Annotated in this window: 21 protein-coding genes; 9 read left to right on the plus strand and 12 right to left on the minus strand. The window is 41.0% G+C overall.

All coding sequences use genetic code 11. The annotated features are described in order from the left end of the window. Positions 1 to 249: 249 nt before the first annotated feature. Entirely contained in the window at positions 250 to 588 is a 339-nt protein-coding gene (locus tag MHO82_RS05945) for a DUF3802 family protein (RefSeq protein ID WP_239182936.1), read from the minus strand. 254 nt (positions 589 to 842) lie between these two features. After that, positions 843 to 1973 (minus strand): DNA alkylation repair protein, encoded by a 1131-nt coding sequence (locus tag MHO82_RS05950; protein ID WP_239182937.1) that lies wholly within the window; start codon positions 1971 to 1973, stop codon positions 843 to 845. Between the two features lie 107 nt (positions 1974 to 2080). Between MHO82_RS05950 and MHO82_RS05955 the strand changes: the two genes are divergently transcribed. From MHO82_RS05955 to MHO82_RS05980, 6 genes are all read left to right on the plus strand, one after another. Then, positions 2081 to 2440: a glutathione S-transferase N-terminal domain-containing protein gene (locus MHO82_RS05955; RefSeq protein WP_239182938.1), complete on the plus strand. Its 360-nt coding sequence runs from the start codon at positions 2081 to 2083 to the stop codon at positions 2438 to 2440. A gap of 78 nt (positions 2441 to 2518) precedes the next feature. Further along, entirely contained in the window at positions 2519 to 3895 is a 1377-nt protein-coding gene (locus MHO82_RS05960; RefSeq protein WP_239182939.1) for a multicopper oxidase family protein, read from the plus strand. A gap of 192 nt (positions 3896 to 4087) precedes the next feature. Further along, positions 4088 to 4474, plus strand: a complete 387-nt coding sequence (locus tag MHO82_RS05965) for a DUF2170 family protein (protein WP_239182940.1) — start codon at positions 4088 to 4090, stop codon at positions 4472 to 4474. A gap of 11 nt (positions 4475 to 4485) precedes the next feature. Further along, positions 4486 to 5172: a PspA/IM30 family protein gene (locus MHO82_RS05970; RefSeq protein ID WP_239182941.1), complete on the plus strand. Its 687-nt coding sequence runs from the start codon at positions 4486 to 4488 to the stop codon at positions 5170 to 5172. A gap of 43 nt (positions 5173 to 5215) precedes the next feature. Beyond that, a complete protein-coding gene (locus tag MHO82_RS05975) occupies positions 5216 to 6241 on the plus strand; it encodes an ion channel (protein WP_239182942.1) in 1026 nt (341 codons plus the stop codon). A gap of 3 nt (positions 6242 to 6244) precedes the next feature. Next, positions 6245 to 6880: a YjfK family protein gene (locus MHO82_RS05980; protein WP_239182943.1), complete on the plus strand. Its 636-nt coding sequence runs from the start codon at positions 6245 to 6247 to the stop codon at positions 6878 to 6880. A 111-nt stretch (positions 6881 to 6991) separates the two neighbouring features. Here MHO82_RS05980 and MHO82_RS05985 read toward each other — a convergent pair whose 3' ends face one another. Next, positions 6992 to 7687 (minus strand): transporter substrate-binding domain-containing protein, encoded by a 696-nt coding sequence (locus tag MHO82_RS05985; protein WP_239182944.1) that lies wholly within the window; start codon positions 7685 to 7687, stop codon positions 6992 to 6994. A 382-nt stretch (positions 7688 to 8069) separates the two neighbouring features. On the opposite strand from MHO82_RS05985, the gene MHO82_RS05990 reads away from it, so the two are divergent. Then, positions 8070 to 8969 (plus strand): DMT family transporter, encoded by a 900-nt coding sequence (locus MHO82_RS05990; RefSeq protein ID WP_239182945.1) that lies wholly within the window; start codon positions 8070 to 8072, stop codon positions 8967 to 8969. A gap of 122 nt (positions 8970 to 9091) precedes the next feature. Here the strand turns inward: MHO82_RS05990 and MHO82_RS05995 are convergent, their stop codons facing one another. Beyond that, a complete protein-coding gene (locus MHO82_RS05995; protein ID WP_239182946.1) occupies positions 9092 to 9772 on the minus strand; it encodes a DJ-1/PfpI family protein in 681 nt (226 codons plus the stop codon). Positions 9773 to 9899: 127 nt separating this feature from the next. Between MHO82_RS05995 and MHO82_RS06000 the strand changes: the two genes are divergently transcribed. After that, complete coding sequence (locus MHO82_RS06000) at positions 9900 to 10850, plus strand: LysR family transcriptional regulator (protein ID WP_239182947.1); 951 nt, start codon at positions 9900 to 9902, stop codon at positions 10848 to 10850. A gap of 126 nt (positions 10851 to 10976) precedes the next feature. Here the strand turns inward: MHO82_RS06000 and MHO82_RS06005 are convergent, their stop codons facing one another. From MHO82_RS06005 to MHO82_RS06020, 4 genes are all read right to left on the minus strand, one after another. Further along, complete coding sequence (locus MHO82_RS06005; protein ID WP_239182948.1) at positions 10977 to 11978, minus strand: GTP-binding protein; 1002 nt, start codon at positions 11976 to 11978, stop codon at positions 10977 to 10979. A gap of 124 nt (positions 11979 to 12102) precedes the next feature. Continuing rightward, positions 12103 to 13437 (minus strand): dihydroorotase, encoded by a 1335-nt coding sequence (locus MHO82_RS06010; RefSeq protein ID WP_239182949.1) that lies wholly within the window; start codon positions 13435 to 13437, stop codon positions 12103 to 12105. A gap of 106 nt (positions 13438 to 13543) precedes the next feature. After that, on the minus strand, positions 13544 to 13996 hold the full coding sequence (locus MHO82_RS06015; protein WP_239182950.1) for a transcriptional repressor: 453 nt from the start codon (positions 13994 to 13996) through the stop codon (positions 13544 to 13546). A 124-nt stretch (positions 13997 to 14120) separates the two neighbouring features. Then, complete coding sequence (locus MHO82_RS06020) at positions 14121 to 14765, minus strand: hypothetical protein (RefSeq protein WP_239182951.1); 645 nt, start codon at positions 14763 to 14765, stop codon at positions 14121 to 14123. 123 nt (positions 14766 to 14888) lie between these two features. Here MHO82_RS06020 and MHO82_RS06025 point away from each other — a divergent pair, with 123 nt between their 5' ends. Then, positions 14889 to 16061, plus strand: coding sequence for a quinone-dependent dihydroorotate dehydrogenase (locus MHO82_RS06025; RefSeq protein ID WP_239182952.1), 1173 nt, complete (start codon positions 14889 to 14891; stop codon positions 16059 to 16061). Positions 16062 to 16151: 90 nt separating this feature from the next. Here MHO82_RS06025 and MHO82_RS06030 read toward each other — a convergent pair whose 3' ends face one another. From MHO82_RS06030 to MHO82_RS06045, 4 genes are all read right to left on the minus strand, one after another. Next, positions 16152 to 16847, minus strand: coding sequence for a VC0807 family protein (locus tag MHO82_RS06030; RefSeq protein ID WP_239182953.1), 696 nt, complete (start codon positions 16845 to 16847; stop codon positions 16152 to 16154). A 740-nt stretch (positions 16848 to 17587) separates the two neighbouring features. Then, entirely contained in the window at positions 17588 to 17851 is a 264-nt protein-coding gene (locus tag MHO82_RS06035; RefSeq protein ID WP_239182954.1) for a hypothetical protein, read from the minus strand. Between the two features lie 20 nt (positions 17852 to 17871). After that, positions 17872 to 18519: a hypothetical protein gene (locus MHO82_RS06040; RefSeq protein ID WP_239182955.1), complete on the minus strand. Its 648-nt coding sequence runs from the start codon at positions 18517 to 18519 to the stop codon at positions 17872 to 17874. A 71-nt stretch (positions 18520 to 18590) separates the two neighbouring features. Then, positions 18591 to 18881: a hypothetical protein gene (locus MHO82_RS06045; protein WP_239182956.1), complete on the minus strand. Its 291-nt coding sequence runs from the start codon at positions 18879 to 18881 to the stop codon at positions 18591 to 18593. Positions 18882 to 18900: the final 19 nt, after the last annotated feature.

The raw sequence follows: 18900 nt of genomic DNA on the forward strand, positions 1-18900 counted from the left end.
TTGATTAAGGATTGAAACGCAATAACCACGCCAATGAAACAACTGGCAAGAAAAGTACCTTTGCGCATTCACATGGTTCTCCCTTAATCAATCCGTGATAAAGCGGTGATATTGAACCATTTATGAAAGAGAACTTAAGAAAAAACTTACTTCCATATGTAAGATTCTAGACAAAAAACGGCGCTAAAATTACAAAGCGCCGTATAAAAATAACATAATTTGAAATGCTGTTTACTTAGCTAAAGAGCACTACTGGGCAATTTCACTGTCGAACAGGTTTTTAATCAAACCAATGTAGTCTTCTAGAAAGCTGATTTGCTCATTGGTCGCTTTTGATTCCCATGTTTTCGCTAGCACTTCACCTAAATCAGCAACGACTGCGTCTGCTTCTTTAAGCAACTGGAAGCGAGTATCACTTTCTAACTCAGGATTTTGTTCAAACACCATCATAATATTGGATGCAATCATATCGGTGACAACATCTTCGATGGTTTCTTCCCCTGTATCACCCGTTTGAGTAATAAATAAACTCAGATGCTCTGTTAAATATTCAATTAAAGCCAAATAGCCTTCTTTATCAACAACCATATTCAATGCCGTAGTGTGTAGAATGGATCATAGTACGTAATCGCAAATTCTTGTGATTTACTAATTAAGTAGTCTATAGAGTAACTCCTATCATACTCTTAATCTAGTACATAATTCTCACCTAATATCGGAAAACATGACGGTCAGCCAAGTAATAGAAATAACACCCGATTTCATATCAAACCAACCATTGTATTGAATACTGAAAACTTTATGAAATTGCAACCAGTGAAACCATGCAAAATGATCCCAAATTACACGCTCAAATTGAAACTAAGTGTCTGACTTCCCTTCCCGTTAACGAGTATGCTGATCAAATGCTCGCCAGAATAATAACGACGTGTTGTGATATTTTTAAACAAATGCGACTTGGAAATCTCTAAGGTTTCTGCGGCTTTTAGTGTGACTGTTTTCAATTTAAATACCTTCTCACTGTGCTTACCATTGGCTTTCATGTGATGAATAACATAATCAATGATCAATTTTTGGTCATCATCACTCGTGGAAGTCATCGACACGGTAAAATCCAACGCTTCTCCTAACTCAATCGCCTGATTACCAACAATTCGATGTTCAAGTATCATGTCTGGGGTAGAAGAATAACCCAACACTTCAAAAGCAGGTGGGTAGCCAGATTTAATGAGTGTTCTTAGTGCATGTTTAACCAGCCACGTTCGGTTTTTTGTTGTATTTGATGTCGCATTACTCATCCACTTTTGGCATAGCTCGCTCACTAAATGTGGGTGATCCTTTGATATGTCATTTAAGTTATTGGCAACTGATCGGCGAACATACTCAGATTCATCATCCACTAGTTGTTCCAGTATGGGAAAAATCGGCGTAGGGTCTTGAATCAAAGACGGTAACTGCTGGCCCCAAGGTAGCTTAGGTCGGCAGCCTTCCGAAGCTAATCTTCTGACATGATCATTTGAGCTAACCGCCCAAGTTTTCATCACCGCTAAAGTCTCATCTTGGTTATTGATAATAAAGGGACGAATTGCAAACTCAGCCGAGAATAACTCTGTTACTTGTTCTAATAACGGTAGAGCTAATTCAGGAGCATCAATCCCATGCACCGCAACATAATCCGTTACTGGCCACGCCGCAAAACCACTCAGCGCATCATTTTCCTCACCGCGATCCCACACATCGATTAATGGCATTAACTGCGGCTGCAGCTCTTGGAAAGAAACATTAAAGCTGGCGTGTAAAGCGTCAATCAAATGAGTAACACGCTGCTTAAGCTCTAAATTTTCTAGGCCGTTGCTGGCTTTTTTTTCAAATAAAGCAGTGTCAAAGCTTGGTACAAGCTGGCTCATGGCATGACTTATACGCTGAATGGCAACGCCATCGATTCCATCTTTCATTAATTTTTGCTCAGCCATGTTCTGTCCTTTATGTGCCAAATTTTCCAAAATGCTATATTACGAATGAGAATGAATTGTGATATTTTCCTTCTACACAATAACAAAGCCGTATAGGAATTAAAGTCATGAAAGTCATCCGTTGGGTTCTTGGTCGTATCATTTTATTGCTCAATGCTATTTTCTCTCCTTCTGGAATGAAACGTTCAGAACAAGAACAAGCGAAAGTGAATCAAGATGCCGAAGGACTTAAATTATACCAGTTCAATGCTTGCCCATTCTGCGTGAAGGTTCGACGTTCAATGAAACGTCTGTCTCTTCCAATTGAAGCGCGTGATGCTCAAAACGATAAAAAATGGGAACAAGAACTCATCGAACAAGGTGGTAAACGTAAAGTACCTTGCCTTCGAATTGAAGAGAAAGGTGAAGTCACTTGGATGTACGAATCAAATGACATTATTAATTACCTAGAAAAGCGATTCGCATAATAAAAAACGCTTTCTTATTCTATTAGCCCGAGTTACTCGGGCTTTTTTGCTTTAGCAACTTGCTACTATGGACACACTATGAATTTAACTCGTCGACAATTTGTCACAACAGCCCTAAGCACCACGGCTATTTCCATGATCCCTGGGTGCAGTGTCACCCAACCGAAACCAAACGATCCTTATTACTATAAACTCACCGCAGAGCCTTCTTCGCATCAACTTGTTTCCGGTGTCGATACGGATGTGTTAGGTTTTAATGGCCAAATTCCCGCACCCACTTTAATCGCCAGACAAGGCGTCCCAATCACCATTGAATTCACGAACAAACTCAATGAGCCCACCACCATTCACTGGCACGGCTTACGTATTCCAATTGAAATGGATGGCGTACCTTTTTTAAGTCAGCCACCTATCATGCCCGGTGAAACCTTTATTTATCGTTTCACACCACCAGATGCAGGCACTTTTTGGTATCACCCACACATGAACAGTGTGGTTCAATTGGGTAAAGGGCTGGTGGGCGCCATTGTGGTTGAAGAAGCAACGCCAGTGAAATTTGATGATGAGCACACCTTAATTCTCAAACACTGGCACATTAATAAGCAAGGACAATGGAAAGATCTCATGGTACCTCGCTTAAGTGCACGAATGGGTACTCCGGGAGAATATGGCACCGTAAATGGCGAGCACAAACCAACGTATACCGTTCCTGAAAATGGCAGTGTTCGATTGCGTGTGGCCAACGTTGATAACACCATGACGTACCCGCTTGCTATCGAAGGCGCGGAGGCTTGGATTATCGCCATTGATGGAAACCCAATCACCACCCCAAGATTGCTCACCCAGCATAAAGTGGGGCCAGGCATGCGAGTTGATTTAGCCATTATTGCACCTACGGCAAACTCCAGCTTTCAGCTCGTGCAGAAAAAAGGGAAATACAGTTTCACCTTATGCCAATTTACAGCGATCGCTTCTTCAATCACTTCTCCTGCCACCATTCCCGCTTTACCATTAAACCCAGTGCCGCAACTGGATATTGATAATGCCATTACCGAGCATTTTGTTTTTGAATGGGAAGGCGCAGTCACACCCGCAAACAAAGCAGGAAAAGGCAAATATCAATTTTGGCTTACCAACCGTAGAGCATGGGAAGGCATGAGCGCCAATAATATTCCGGCCCCATTAGCGACTTTACAACTAGGTAAGACCTATATTTTCGATTTAAAAAACAACACGCAATACCATCACCCTATTCACCTTCATGGCCATACATTTACTGTATTGGAGCTAGATGGTAAACCAGTCGAACCTTTCCACACGGATACGGTCTTACTTGGAAAATACGGCAGAGCCAAAGCCGCGTTTGTTGCCGATAATCCAGGGCGCTGGATGTATCATTGCCATGTCATTGAGCACATGAAAACGGGACTTATGGGCTATATCTCCGTGGTATAAAAAGTCGCCACAAAAAACACTGTTCACACAATTATGTAATATTAAGAAAAAACAATAGACATCAAACACTTTGTGTCCCATTATTTGAGTCTATTAAGATTTTGTTCAACCTTTATTGATAATAATCTATAACACCAGTCCGTTTCTGGTTAGTTAACTTCTCTACATCAATAATGAGGAATAGGAACCACTATGAGTTGGCAATTAAACGAACTACAAACACTCCTAGCACAACACCAAGGTTGGGAGGTTAAGCTTTCTGAACAATCTCTTGTTATTAGTAACGAAGATGGTATCGATGCTTTCCTAGCCGTTGCAGGAGAGCAAATTCTTGTCGAAGTGTTGCTTTTTGCACAGACAGAAGTGAAAGACGTTCAAACACTGAATGAGACAATTCTACGTACTCATAAAATGTTCCCGCTTTCGACTATTGGCATCAACGATGTGAATGGTCAAAGCTACTACACAGCATTTGGCTCACTTTCTTCTCAATCTAAAGCAGAAAGTATTGTCATTGAAGTCGCGACGCTGTTCCGCAACGTTGAAGCCTTCATCGATCTTTACCAAGAATACCTATAAGGAGCCCAATAATGAGTGTTTGGAAAAAACTGTTTACTGCAATCAAAGGCGGCGCGAACGAAGCAGCAGAAGCTGTGGCTGATAACCAAGCTCTGCGCATCTTAGATCAAGAGATCCGAGAAGCAAAAGAAGAACTGCGCAAGTCTGATGAAGCATTAGTTGGCATTATTGCAAAGCGTAAAATGTCAGAGCAAAAGGTCGCTGGGTTTGATTCTGGTATTGCCGAGTACGAAGCGCACGCTCGTTCAGCAATGGAAAAAGGCCAGCAAGAACTTGCTCTAGAATGTGCAACAAAAGTAGCAGCACTGCGTAACGAACAGCAAGCAGAAGACACTTACCTGCAGCAGTTCAAGAAATCAGAGCAAACCATGCGCACTAACATTGCTCAAGCAAAAGACAAGCTACGTCAGCTAGAGCAACAAATTGATGTGATAAAGGCAAATGAAGCGGTACAAAAAGCACAAGCTGCCGTTTCAACAACAAATGTTGGTGCAAACGCAAAAATGCACACGGCTGTTGAGTCTTTAGACCGCATCAAGCGTCGCCAAGATGAGCGCCAAGCGCAATTCGAAGCAGCAGAAGAAATGCATGAAGAGCAATCTGGTAGCAGCCTAGATAAGAAGTTAGCAGAAGCTGGTATTACCCCTAACTCTGCAAACTCAGCAGAAGACGAGCTGGCGCGTATCTTAGGTAAATAAACGCACGACAGCGAAAAATAATAAAGGTTAAATGGAAGTATCTATGCCGATGTGGTTACTTTTACGCCGCTGGATAGCCGCTCGATTTAATCAACTAACTGGACGTAACCTGCTACTCACCGTAGCAGGTTACGTTGTTATTTGCTGGGGGCTTCTCTTCATTGCAGGAGAAACCAGCATGACCTCAAACATCACCGATTTTGTCTACTACCTATTTGTTACCGCATCCACTGTGGGTTATGGCGATATGTCACCTGTCACCCCACTTGGTAAATGGATTGTAGCCTTATTTGTTATCCCCGGTGGGTTGGGGTTATTTGCGATTACAGTTGGTCGATTAGCAGCAATAGCTATTCAATATTGGAAAAGCGGTTTATTAGGAAGACGGAGAGTGAAAGTGAAAGAGCATATTCTTGTTCTTGGCTGGAATGAACAACGCACAATGCATTTGCTCAAAATGCTGCTGCATGAAGAAAAAAAACACCGCCCTATTGTGTTATGTGTACGCCCTGAAATTGAAAACCCAATGCCAAATGACATCGAATTTGTCCGGGTAAGTAGCTTTACAGACAGGGAATGCATGAAAAAAGCGAACATCTCAGACGCTAGCTGCATTATTATCGACAACCCTGAAGACGATATTACCCTTTCAGCTGCCCTCTTTTGTGCTAATCAAAACCCCAATGCCCACCTGCTAGCTTACTTTAACGATGAAGCACTCAGTGATCTACTTAAGCAACATTGTCCGAATGCTGAATGCATTCCCTCTGTTGCGGTCGAAATGCTGGCCAAAGCTGCCATCGATCCGGGGTCAAGTGAACTGCATCATGAACTATTAAGCTCACACAAAGGCATGACGCAATATTCTGTCTTCTATCCTGAATCAAAACAAGCAATTACAGTCGGTGATGTCTTTGAGCAATTTAAAAGCCAATACCACGCTACTTTAATTGGCATTGATAATGGTGAAGGCATACAACTTAACCCAGACTTAACTTGTAGTATTAACCCCGGTTGTCAGATTTTTTATATTGCTGATGAGCGAGTAGAAAACTTCCAATGGAGCTAAATTATGTTTGACTGGTTTAAAAAGAAAGAACCAACAGAGCCGAGTAAACCTCAATCTCCAGAAGTACTGGGCTTACGATTAGGTGGCGCATTTGAACTTGATGATCTGAAATTAAAAATCATTGAGCCAAGCTTAATCATTGAAGGTGCTGCGCGTACTCACCTTATTAAGGCAGTAGGCGAAGTTCAGCTAGATAGCCAAAGTCGTTTAATTCGCTATTACACGGATGATGATGGTTATATACAGATTCTGCAACAAGGTAATACCGACGCAGACGTTGTTGAAGTGAAACTATGGTACTTCTATGAAACCAAACCTGTAGACACCCAAGAGCAATGGGATCAGTGGATTAACCATGACATTGTACAATCAAAATGGGAGCTAGAGGGTCATCAGTTTAATAAGGTATGGGAAAACATCAAACCCGTTCCGATGACGGAAACCACCTGGGATCAAGATGGTAATACGTCAATTACCGATCAATTTGTGATGATTTACGATCGCGAAGCAGATACTAATTTATATGAATCTTTGCTGGTTTGTGGAGAAGAAGTGATTGAAAACAACCGTGCTGAGCGCTGCATTGTACTCAGTACTGGCATAGATTTATCCCCTACCGACTTCAAATTAATGGGTTAATATTTTCTTTGCTTCTGCATAAAATAGGCATTCATTGTAATGGTGTATGCCTAACCTCACCTATCAGTAGGGCTATTTCTAAACACACTCAACAAAAATAAGTAACACTACTCAGTTAGAATAGTAACCAGTAAGCAAATCATCATACATTTTTTCATAAGTACCATCTTCTTTAATTTCCTTTAGACCCTTATTAAACGCCTTGTGTAACTCTTCGGAATCTTTGTTGTTCTTAGGGAAAAGCAAATAACCAGGACGGATAGATATTGCTCGGGAATGATACTCCACTTGATGGATGATACTCGGGGCAAATTGTGAGCGTAACAACTCCACGCCAGCCACCGAATTCATAGGAAAAAGGTCGATACGTCCCTTTAATAGGCGCTTAAAGTTCATTTTGTCATCATTAACGGTTTCAAAAATAGCTCTGTCTGTCTTCATATAAGCTTCCATCTCTTCAGATAAGTAGTAACCACGTGTAACGCCTATTCTGAAACCATCGAGATCATCGACAGTCTTCCAATCAAAATCGCCATTACGGGTTTTCAGGAAGAAAAAATGAACACTCACTTCAAGAAGAGCATCACTATATAAAAACTCTTTAGCCCTGTCTTCATTATACGCCCACCAACTAGTGGCATCATAACTTCCTGATAGACTTTGTTTTATTGCCCTCTTCCAAGGATAAAAATCAAATTCAACATCGTAACCTTGCCGAGAAAAAGCCGTAGAAATTACATGACTAACAAAACCTTTTTCTCTAATTGCACTAGAGCAATAAGGTGTAAATTCACCAGTGGAAATCAAAACTGTCTTAGCCTGAACACTAACGCTTAAGCAAAGTAACATGAGGCAGAAAAAGCATTTCAATATCATATACCTGTTGTTGGATTGCTTAATAAGTATAGTTCACAGCACAAAACTCCCCATACTCCACCAGCCATAACTAAACCAATTAATACAAGTGGAGTAACGCCATGTATTTTACTTTTCATAATTGTCTCTCTTATTGCTTGAATTTGTTTTATGGTCTCAAAAACCAAATAAATAGTGACTGAGATATCAATTTATTATCAGCAGCTATAAAATTATAGTGCATTAGCGTATTGGAATTTATAATACAAACACTTAGGTAGAGCACACCAAATTAAGCTATGATTCTTTACCCCATAACTTTATTAATACTCTTATGCCCTCTTTCTCTTTTTCACTGATCCCTGTTGGGGTTAGATTTATGCTTCTGTCTGCCTTTGGTTTTGCGCTCATGTCCACTTGCGTGAAATACATCAGCAATTACGGTATTCCCTTATTTGAAATTGTGGCAGCAAGGGCTTTAGTCTCTCTGATCATCAGCTATTTAGATGTGAAACGAAAAGGTATCTCCATATGGGGGCATAATAAACCACTGCTTTTTGTTCGCGGGGCGGTAGGCACTGCGGCATTAATGTGTGTGTATTACTCAGTAACGACATTACCTTTAGCCGAAGCAACCATTTTACAATACGTACATCCCGTTTTTACGGCTTTACTTGGCGTACTCTTTCTCAAGGAACGAGTTCAGCAATCAACCATGCTATGCATTGCCTTTTGCCTCGCGGGCTTATTCGTTATGGTGCAACCAACTATAGGGAGCGAGATTAACAATGAATTGCCAATGTTCAGTATTATGATTGCACTATTCGGTGCTTTTGGTAGCTCTATCGCTTATGTCATTGTCAGAAAGCTAAGTCAGACGGAAGACAGCTCAGTCATTATCTTTTATTTCCCGTTGGTCGCTCTGCCTATTTCTACCCTACTGATTTGGGACAACTTTGTTTGGCCAAGCTTATTTCTAACCCTTATGTTGGTTTTAGTTGGTATCTTTACTCAAATTGGTCAGTACGGTTTGACTAAAGCAATGCAAACCCAAGCCGCGGGAAAAGCGTCGGCTTACTCTTATGTCCAAATCGTATTTTCCGCATTGTTAGGTGTTTGGGTGTTTAATGAAATCCCTTCTGTTTGGACCTACCTAGGCGGCGGATTGATAGTAACCGGCGCTCTAATCAATGTGTTTGGCAAACAGCTTTTGGCTCCATTCCAAGCAAGATAAATTTTCAGTTGTTCGCCTAGCACAAAGTTAATGAAGGCAAAGCCCTAACCTTAGAGCTTCACCTTCATGACTATTGATATTTATCACTAAAGTGATGGCACAAGCAATTTGGGGGACACAACCTAGAAAGGTTGATGAGAAAAACGCGAATATTGCAGAGCATTGGCAACCTCTTGAGCCTTAGATTCAGAGCTCATCAGATTCAATAGTTTCAAAGCGGCTTGATAGCTCACTAAACTGCCATTCGAGGTGACAAATTTATCGTCTACCACAAGATTTTGGTCTGTTAACACCTTTACTGCGGGGTAATCTTTTTGAAAATCTCCTTCACCACCAGCCCAAGTTGTGGCTTTCTTCCCATCTAGCAAACCAGCTTCTGCTAGTAAATAAGCACCAGAGCAGTTACTCGCCATCCAATCCGCTTTTTGTGACGCTGACTTAATAAAACCAATCAGATCGCTATTTTCAATAAGAGGCTCCATTTTATAGCTGGAGGTCAAAATAAGGGCATCCAATTCTGGTGCATCTCCTATCCAAGTATCTACCCCAATTTTTAACCCCTCTTCGGTAGTAATATTCTGTTGGTCTTTAACTGACACTGTAATGGCTTCATAGTCACTGAACCATGTTAACCGACTCGCAACACCAAATACTTCCAATGGCGCAGTCACATCGGACGTAAGCACACCATCATAAACAAGAATACCAATGCGTTTATCTGCTGCTTCAGCATTAAACATCATAAGTGTCATTAACAGAGTGAACAGAGAAAGTGACAGAGCTTTAAATTTTCCTTTGATCATGGTTTTACCTCGTAAATTAGAGAGTAGAAAGATTTAGCACCATTCTATTTCGGCAATTTCATGATTGAAGACCATTTTTATACTAGCTATAGTGAATAAAATTCATGAATAACTGTTCATATGCTTTATGGATAAAATCCGATCGCTCCGTTTTTTCATTACAGCGCTGGATCATGGCAGTTTTGCAGCAGCAGCTAAACGCCACGGTACTGACCCTTCAACAGTCAGTAAAGCGATTCATCGTTTAGAAAATGAATTAGGAATACAACTTTTTCAGCGTTCCACACGACAACTCCACTTAACCGCTTCAGGGCGACATTACGCTAAAACCGCGAGACTGGTTCTAGAAGAGCTTGCCGCATGTGAAAACACCTTAAAAAGCCAAAATAATGCACCATCTGGAACACTAAAAATCAACTTGCCTGTTTCTTATGGTCGTCTCTACATCCGTCCTTTATTAAAAAGTTTCTGCCTACGCTACCCCAATATTACTCTTGATATTCATTACGATGACTCCTACGTTGACATGGTTGAACAGGGTATTGATGTCTCAATTCGCTCAGGCTCAGTACAAGATAGCCAATTGATCGTACGTCAGCTAAGCCCTATTGATTACATCATTTGTGGTAGTAAAGAGTATCTGGATCAGTACGGTGCACCTTGTGTCCCCGCTGAATTTAACGAGCATTCGTGGATCCGCTTTAGGTTTAAACAAACCGGGAAGCTATTACCAATAAAAGTGCCAGAGCTTGAAGGCATGAAGGAATATGATCCTGAGCGGAGTTTTGTTGTGAATGACGGGGAGTCGATGGCTGAGCTGTGTGCAGATGGCTTAGGGCTTACCCAAATCCCACACTTTATCGCTAGGGACTGGATCAAATCAGGCAGCTTACTGCCCTTGTTCCCGAGCGTACGCCAACCCAATGAAGGCGTGTACATACTTTATCATCGCAGAGAGCACATACCAGCAAGGGTCAAACTTTTCGTCGATTTTATTATTGAAGCCATACAAGATCAGAAAGAAACACCTCGAAGTACTTGGGCTGAACAATTGGCTATTTATCACCCTCCTAATTGATAAGAACCAGCAGACTACTTACGTAAAGCGCAGTGAATGTAAATCACTGCGCTGTGCTTGTTAATATTGCCTATAAATTATCAGGTATTATCAAATAGAGCTCTGCTCATCACCATAGACTCTGGTTTACATGCAATTTAACAGCTGGGCTTCAAGGGTGTCATCAATCGTATCTGAAATGAGTTCGATCCGACTTTCAGCACAGTCATCCAACTCTAATTCGGTTAATCCATCAGGAGTAAGGTTATAACCAAAAATGCCGCTTTCCGTAATAAATACCGCTTTCAAGCGCTCTACTTTTAACTCAACCATAAGGACAATGAGCTTCTGGCGACTAAAGACTTTGTCTGGAGAGAAACGCCACCCCACACTCTGGAATCCTTCCCCTTCATTCATCGCTTTTATCATGCCACTCTCCGGCATAGGTGCTTCTGAAGCAAGAGGCTTACTGTGGCCATGATGATGGTGATGATGATGTGCGGGCTGCTCATCAATACTTGTCTTCCCCTCAAATTCAGAAAACGGGATGTCACCGTGTTGTGCAAAGATCACCTGTGTATTGGGACGCCCAAACTTCGCCACATAAGCTTCTAGGTTTTCTTTATCACCATCTTGATACAAATCCAACTTGTTGCCCACCACAGTATCAGCAATTGCAACTTGTTGATTAAAAGTGTCGTGCTCAGTATAGCGAACATCCGATAGTTTACGCGCATCCACTAAGGTGATACTTTTTTGTAAGGAAAGCACCTTACGATAATGTTCAGACGATAACACTTCCAACACTTCTTTTGGGTGGCCGAGGCCCGTTGGTTCAATCAATAAGCGATCGGGCTTCGCTTCAGAAAGCAATTGATTCAACGCGATTTGCATGGGTAAACCAGCGGAGCAACACATACAACCTCCAGGCACTTCGCGAATAAAGACCTGTTGACCTTCACTTTTCTGGCCTTGGAATAAGCTGCCATCCACGCCAATTTCCCCAAATTCATTTACTAGCACCGCCCAGCGTTCGTCGTCTGGTTTCGTTTTAAGTAAATTAAGAATCGCCGATGTTTTCCCCACCCCAAGAAAGCCAGTGATGATATTCGTTGGCACTCCCACAATTTGTTCGTTTTCAGATCCCATCAACCACTCTCCTATGATCTTGAACAAGAATATGTTTACAAAAGCCATGAACGTACAGCTTCTGAATTTTTTAATATATTGATTTAACGATATTCAACTGCTGTTTCAGTATAGAAAACATCACTTAACGTGCAAAAGACAGCCTCATCGCAGAATCCCGGCTCTCTACTCCCCTTTTCTTGGAATACACCAAGTCACCATTTACCCACGTACTTTTAATACACGCGGAAAATTCATGACCAGTAAAGGGTGACCACCCACAGTGGTATAAGCAGTTTTCGTTCGTCACTAAAGTCGGTGAATGAGTATCCACCAGCACGAGATCAGCATAGTACCCTTCTCGAATAAAGCCTCGTTCACGAATAGCGTAGCGAATAGCTGGATTATGGGCCGTTTTTTCTGCCACTTGTTCCACTGTAAGATGGCCTAAGTTCACATGATCAAACAGGCTAAGAAGAGCATGCTGAACTAAAGGCAGACCTGCTGGCGCTTGCTCGTAACCCACCTGCTTTTCTTTCCATGTGTGAGGCGCATGGTCAGTGGCAATAATGTCGATTTGATTGGTATGAAGGGCTTGGATCAAAGCATCACGATCGCTTCGGTATTTAATTGCAGGGTTACATTTAATTTGGTTTCCTAACGCTGCATAGTCTTGATTGCTAAACCAAAGGTGATGAACACACGCTTCTGCAGTAATGTGTTTATTTTGAATTGGCCCAGATTCAAACAGAGCAAGTTCTTTTGCGGTTGTGATGTGTAAAACATGAAGCTGACTGCGGTGTTTTTTTGCCAACTCAACCGCATAAGAAGACGAGGCATAACACGCTTTATCGTCTCTCAAGATTGGGTGATCATCAATAGTAAAAACGGACTTTAAACGTTGTAAATGCGCCGTATTTTTACTGATAACTGGTCCATTCTCGCAGTGAGTCACAATCAGCACCGGAGAGTCTCTAAAAATGGCATCCAGCGCTTGTGGGTTCTCAACCAACAAATCCCCTGTTGATGCCCCCATAAACACTTTTACACCACAATGAATCTTGGGGTCTAAACGCTGAATTTGTTCTATATTGTCTTCTGTTGCACCGAGGTAAAACGAATAGTTTGCCAATGAATTATCTGCTGCAATAGCGTATTTTCGTTCTAATGCTTCAATCGTGGTAGTCGCGGGATTTACATTAGGCATTTCCATGTAACTAGTAATACCGCCAGCTACAGCGGCACGAGACTCTGTCGCTATCGACCCTTTGTGCGTTAATCCTGGTTCACGAAAATGCACCTGATCATCAATCATCCCAGGCAAAAGATAACAGCCTTTAGCATCAACAATATGATCATCAGATTTAGCCGCAATGTCGGCTGCCACCTTTTCAATTCGCTGCCCGACAATTCGCAAATCCGTTTCAATCGTGGTGCCTTCGTTTACCACACGGGCATTCTTGATTAGTGTTGCTGACATAGCTTTTCGAAATCTCCTTTTATTGGGGTTAACAGTTATTTAAATAGGCAGAGTTGCAATGCCATCAATGGTCAAGCGTCAATTTTCTCATTGGTCTCGGTTTAATTTATTTGGCGCATTCGTCGCATACACAGCTAATTTCAAGTTGAGGATTAACAAGAGTAAACCCCTCTTGTCGAGCATTAGACTGAAGACCAGTGATCATTTCAGGGGCGATGGTTTGCTCAATAATTTTGTCGCACTTAGAGCAGATTAAAAATTGAGGAGTTCCGTGTTGATGGCCACAAAGAATATGAGAACACGCGATGTATTTGTTGGATACTTGAAGTTTATGAGCCAGGTGCTCACCTTCAAGAAAATCTAAAATCCGATAAACTGACACTGCTGGAATGATCTGATCAAAATGAGTTTGGCAGTAATCAACTAATTCATAAGCAGAAAGCGCTTTATTTGCATGCACCAAAGCACGAAGCACCAGCTTCCGCTTTGTAGTCAGCTGTTTCCCATTTGCCTTACACTTTTGCTCTACATGCTCAATAATAGCGTTGATTTCGCGCATCCTACTCACTTCATAACCACAACAGCCAACAGTTACGTTATAACATAACACCTACAACATAAAAACCTCAAATTAAAATATGAGGTATGGGTAGCTTGTAGTGAGTACGGGGAAGTTAACGATCCTATTTAGCGTTCATTAACGCCTCTTTCTCAAGTAATTTCTCTAGGAGATGCGATTCTGTCAATGTAAAGACTGAATCAAAATTTTCACTACGAATACCAAGCTTATTCACCAAATTCCGAGGAATACGTGTGTTACAAGCTTCCAAAAATCGAATGAACTCTGCAACTGAAATGTTGTTAATACGTCGTACTGCTTTGTCAAACCCTGCTTGGTTACAAAGAGGAGTTACGCCATCATCAGTCATACGATAAGCCATCTGAAATTTAGCTTCAGAGGCAGAATATTCAATATTTTCAAAACGAATACATGCAGCTTCGGGAATGGCTTTGGTGCGAACTTGTGCTCCAAACTCCTCCCAACAAACACCACAAACAGACAAACTAAAAAGCTCTGGAAGATGTGCCGTCTCTTTCGGAGCAATATACTGTCCCTTCTGAAGCTCAGCGCAAAGTTCATGTAATGAAGCAAAGTTCAGTTTCTCGTAAGTAACACGTCCACAATGGCTTTCGTAACTCAACTTTAATGTATTAAGTAAGTAATAAATATGACCACAGCGCTGCCAATCAGCTTGTTGCGAAGTCTTTTCTGCCCCTTTATCAAACTTCACTGTTCTTGGTACTAATTGCTCTAAGATCTTTTTCATTGTCGCCTCTCATCACATATTGGCAATAACATAGATGATAATGAGAATGATTGCCATTAATATTTAATTTGACACCAAGCATTGCCTCTCATTTTAATAATTACCAATATCTAGGAGAAAAAAATGAGCACCCTTATCGGATTACGTAATTTCTTGCTCAAGATTGTTTATCGCATTGCCCGCCCAGTTATTTTTTTAATGGAACCAGAAGAAGCACACTACATGTTCAAACGTGTTGGTGTATTTCTTGGCAAATACTCCTTCACCCGATCCCTAACCTCTTTTTTGTTCAACTATAAGCACAAAAGCCTAAATACGACGGTTGATGGAATCGAGTATCGCAACCCCGTTGGTTTGTCTGCTGGTTTCGATAAAGACGGTGAGCTAACCAGCATCTACCCTTCTATCGGTTTTGGCTTGGCAGAACTTGGCTCTTTCACTGGTGAAGTGTGCCCTGGCAACCCTGGAAAACGACTGTTCCGCATGGTCAAATCAAAATCGATTCTGGTGTGGTATGGCTTAAACAACCAAGGTGCTGAAAAGATCTCATCTCGCTTGCAAGGTGTCGATTTTGGACCGCTGCGTGTGGGCATCAATGCGGCTAAATCAAACATTACCCCTGAATTTGATCTGCAAGACTCCATTGATGATTATGTAAAGACCTTACGCGCTTTTAAAGACATTGGTGATTACTTCACAATTAATATCAGTTGCCCAAATACCCAAGATGGTGAACCATTTGTTGATCCTAAAAAGCTAGGCGCATTATTGGCTGCCGTTAATGAAAACCGTGTAGAAGGTCGACCTGTTTATGTAAAACTCGCTGCGGACTTAGAGCTTGAAGAGATCAATGTCATCGTCGACACCTGCCTCGAATACCATATCGATGGCGTCGTTTTAACCAACTTAGCAAAACCTTCTCATAACCAAGAATATGTGAAAGACGAGCTGCCTTACCACAAAGGTGCCATGAGCGGCTTGCCATTACAACGCATCTCTACCAACGTAATTAGACATGTTTACCGACGCACAAGAGGTGAATTAACCATCATAGGGGTCGGTGGCGTGTTTAGCGCGAAAGACGCCTATGAAAAAATCACTTCAGGAGCTAGCCTACTACACATGATCACAACAATGATTTTTGATGGCCCACAAAACATCAATGAAATTAATCGTGGTTTAGTAAAACTGCTTGAAGCCGATGGGTTCAAAACCATAGAAGAAGCAGTGGGATCCCGTAACCCACTTCCTAAACTCAAAGAAGAGAAACCAGAAGACATCAAAGACGTCGCCTAGCCCGATGACCAAAAGCGTTCAATTGAGAATTATCGAGTAAAAATAAAGAAGCCCAGCAATTGAGCTGGGCTTCAGGTTATGCGTTAAGCATTATTTAGCGAGGAAGATTTGCCCTGTTTCGAGTGATGTCATTACACGGATTTGACGCCAAACGTAGTAGAACACCCCCATCATCATCAAAAGACTTGGGATAGCAATGATTGGGTAACTATAAAGAGTCAACTTACCAAGTTCCTCATTAAATGCAGCAGTCCCCGCAGGGCTTGTTACAATCCAAGTAGCAAGGAAATAGTTCATCGCAGAAGAAAAAGCAAAAGTACTCGCGAACAAGTAATTTGATGTCATTAAACAACGCTCAAACCGTTCGGTGTTACCTGAGTCCTTTAGTCGCTCTTGAATAAGAGGCATGTTGAATAAAGCGGGTGTGAAGATAAACTTTTGGATAAACGGATAACGAGTGAATGTCGATCCAAGAACGGCCAAACCAATGACACCTGGAATCAGTGCTTCTTTTAGCGCTAACCAGCGAGTATCTAGCTCAAATAAACCGATTCCCCCTGTTAATAACACGCTCACAAAACCAAGTGCAGCAATGAAATTAAAGGTTTTATTGCGGATCAACTCCAGACCGCCGTAAGCAATAGGGAAAGACAGCGCGACAATGAGTGCCAACCCCGTTCCTAGATGTTCGTCTCCACTGAACTTCATTAAGATAAAAGAAGGAAGAAAAACGTTAAAAAGGATTTCGAATAAAGGGCTCGACTTTTTGTTTTCTTTGTTACTCATAATTCTAAATACATTATGTTATGGAATTTATTTTCTGGGATTGTTCTTTACCCAGACCAAGATGTAAAGCTTTAAGATCCCTTGCTATGTAACGACATGTGACATCCCAAAAAACGCCCTGATCTCGCTGCACGTGCAAAGCACCTAAGTGACTCTCATAGTTCAATAAGTATCTACTTATCAAATGGATAAACCGTCTTTTCAACTCCTTTTGTGAAACACTGACCATCCTAAATAACAGGAATGATCACACAACATCAATGTACAAACAACTTAGTGCTCAAAATCTTAAGCAACTACTCCATTAATTATATATGACCTATTCAAAGTTTAGATTGAATCTCACAATGACATAGTATCACTGACTGGATGATAACACTTAACTATACAAGAAGAACTAAAATCATTGTGCGACAAATACTTAACGATCGCTTCACACTGAAGTCACCTAAACATTAAGAATAAGATCATTCAATTAGCCTGAAACATTACTGGCAACCAGCGCAAACCCGACAACAACCATAACAACAAAAATAAAAAGCCAGCCCTCTCAGCCCCATAATCCACAAATACGACCTCGAGTGTTGGCTCAATTCGAATGATTCTACCTTTAAAGTAATTACCTTTTTCGAATAAGCTGTTATCCATACATGCCTCTAATTACTCCAAGTACCACAACCAAAAATAACGAATAAAAAGCATCAACTTGATCGCATTGTTATATGTATTACCACTACGTACTACAAACTAATTCCAAGGTTGTTACGAATATAAGTAGGAATAGCCAGCTTATCATCAAGGCTACTAAATTTAGGTTTAGGCATAGCTTCGATAACTTCATTTAACTCATCGTAACTAATGCCCATTACCCTTGAAGCGGTCATCAAGCCATTAATAAACTGTTTTTTCTCGCGCTTATGCTGAATATCATTCGTTGGAATCAAACAATATTCGTGACACTCTTTATTTAATAAAGCCAACATTTCAGATTTTTTCGATTCCATTTCTACCTCCATAAGCCTACCTAAGCTATGTGTAAACTTTCTTTAAACCCTATAAATTCCTTTGATGTGTCTTCATTATTATACGGAGAATCATACATATGAAGTGTATAAAGGGTTCCACCATGATTGATAATCCATGTTTCATCATCTATATACAAAGAGTCAATATAATCATGTTCGAATAAAAATGTGGCTTTGAACCTAATAGCTTCAAAATTCGTGGCATTAATTCTTGATGGTGGTTCGATACACTCGTAAGCAGTGAGTACTGATTCAAAAACACTCACACTATGATCCACGAAATCATCTAAAGATTTAAATTCTTCCAGCACGTCATTTGGCGACATGAAAAACGTGATTGATGGGCTAAATCTATCACTGTCCTTACCGGGATATTTTTTAATGATTGCAGCAAGTCCATCCGATAACTCTTCGACTACTTCTCTTTCAAACTCACTATCAAAGCTTGACAGACGCTGTTTGCCTCTTAAGTAATCAAAGTCGCCGAACGCTTCTACTTCCCAAGCATCAGGAACAATAAATCCAAATCCCAATTTTTGATTAACAAAATAATTTTGATTTCTTATAACTGAAGCTAACGGATCAAGAGCTACACCTGCAACAGCTAACCCAATAAATTTTAGAAACTCTCTTCGCCCTATCTTCACTCTTTGCTACCTTAGCCACTTAAACCAACGCATAATCAAAATGCCACGCGTTATGAATAAAGCTTACGTTTTTAGTTAAAGTTAACAGCTTTTCTAGCCCATATGGCTTCAAACTCAGTGCTATTTAAAGCAATACAGACACCAAAACTTTTGTCGTTTAAGTTCTCTTTGGTCATAACACCCTCTGGCAGTTGTCCATACGAATCTGATTCATGAGTTTCACAATATTTTAATACGTCACCATTTGGCTTTATTTCTATACATCTAGCAATATAGCCTTGTGCATCAATTTCCCAATACGATTCGATATTGTCGTCAAGACCAACTGAATTTCCTTTTGATGTATACTTTATAAATTTCATATAAACTACCGGAAAGCAT

Origin of the sequence: Vibrio sp. Of7-15 (assembly GCF_022347565.1) — a bacterium.
Lineage (GTDB): Bacteria > Pseudomonadota > Gammaproteobacteria > Enterobacterales > Vibrionaceae > NORP241.

Coding starts and splice junctions, on each gene's coding strand:
- MHO82_RS05945 (WP_239182936.1), bottom strand. CDS start 588: ATGGTTGTTGATAAAGAAGGCTATTTGGCTTTAATTGAATATTTAACA.
- MHO82_RS05950 (WP_239182937.1), bottom strand. CDS start 1,973: ATGGCTGAGCAAAAATTAATGAAAGATGGAATCGATGGCGTTGCCATT.
- MHO82_RS05955 (WP_239182938.1), top strand. CDS start 2,081: ATGAAAGTCATCCGTTGGGTTCTTGGTCGTATCATTTTATTGCTCAAT.
- MHO82_RS05960 (WP_239182939.1), top strand. CDS start 2,519: ATGAATTTAACTCGTCGACAATTTGTCACAACAGCCCTAAGCACCACG.
- MHO82_RS05965 (WP_239182940.1), top strand. CDS start 4,088: ATGAGTTGGCAATTAAACGAACTACAAACACTCCTAGCACAACACCAA.
- MHO82_RS05970 (WP_239182941.1), top strand. CDS start 4,486: ATGAGTGTTTGGAAAAAACTGTTTACTGCAATCAAAGGCGGCGCGAAC.
- MHO82_RS05975 (WP_239182942.1), top strand. CDS start 5,216: ATGCCGATGTGGTTACTTTTACGCCGCTGGATAGCCGCTCGATTTAAT.
- MHO82_RS05980 (WP_239182943.1), top strand. CDS start 6,245: ATGTTTGACTGGTTTAAAAAGAAAGAACCAACAGAGCCGAGTAAACCT.
- MHO82_RS05990 (WP_239182945.1), top strand. CDS start 8,070: ATGCCCTCTTTCTCTTTTTCACTGATCCCTGTTGGGGTTAGATTTATG.
- MHO82_RS05995 (WP_239182946.1), bottom strand. CDS start 9,772: ATGATCAAAGGAAAATTTAAAGCTCTGTCACTTTCTCTGTTCACTCTG.
- MHO82_RS06000 (WP_239182947.1), top strand. CDS start 9,900: ATGGATAAAATCCGATCGCTCCGTTTTTTCATTACAGCGCTGGATCAT.
- MHO82_RS06005 (WP_239182948.1), bottom strand. CDS start 11,978: ATGGGATCTGAAAACGAACAAATTGTGGGAGTGCCAACGAATATCATC.
- MHO82_RS06010 (WP_239182949.1), bottom strand. CDS start 13,437: ATGTCAGCAACACTAATCAAGAATGCCCGTGTGGTAAACGAAGGCACC.
- MHO82_RS06015 (WP_239182950.1), bottom strand. CDS start 13,996: ATGCGCGAAATCAACGCTATTATTGAGCATGTAGAGCAAAAGTGTAAG.
- MHO82_RS06020 (WP_239182951.1), bottom strand. CDS start 14,765: ATGAAAAAGATCTTAGAGCAATTAGTACCAAGAACAGTGAAGTTTGAT.
- MHO82_RS06025 (WP_239182952.1), top strand. CDS start 14,889: ATGAGCACCCTTATCGGATTACGTAATTTCTTGCTCAAGATTGTTTAT.
- MHO82_RS06030 (WP_239182953.1), bottom strand. CDS start 16,847: ATGAGTAACAAAGAAAACAAAAAGTCGAGCCCTTTATTCGAAATCCTT.
- MHO82_RS06035 (WP_239182954.1), bottom strand. CDS start 17,851: ATGGAATCGAAAAAATCTGAAATGTTGGCTTTATTAAATAAAGAGTGT.
- MHO82_RS06045 (WP_239182956.1), bottom strand. CDS start 18,881: ATGAAATTTATAAAGTATACATCAAAAGGAAATTCAGTTGGTCTTGAC.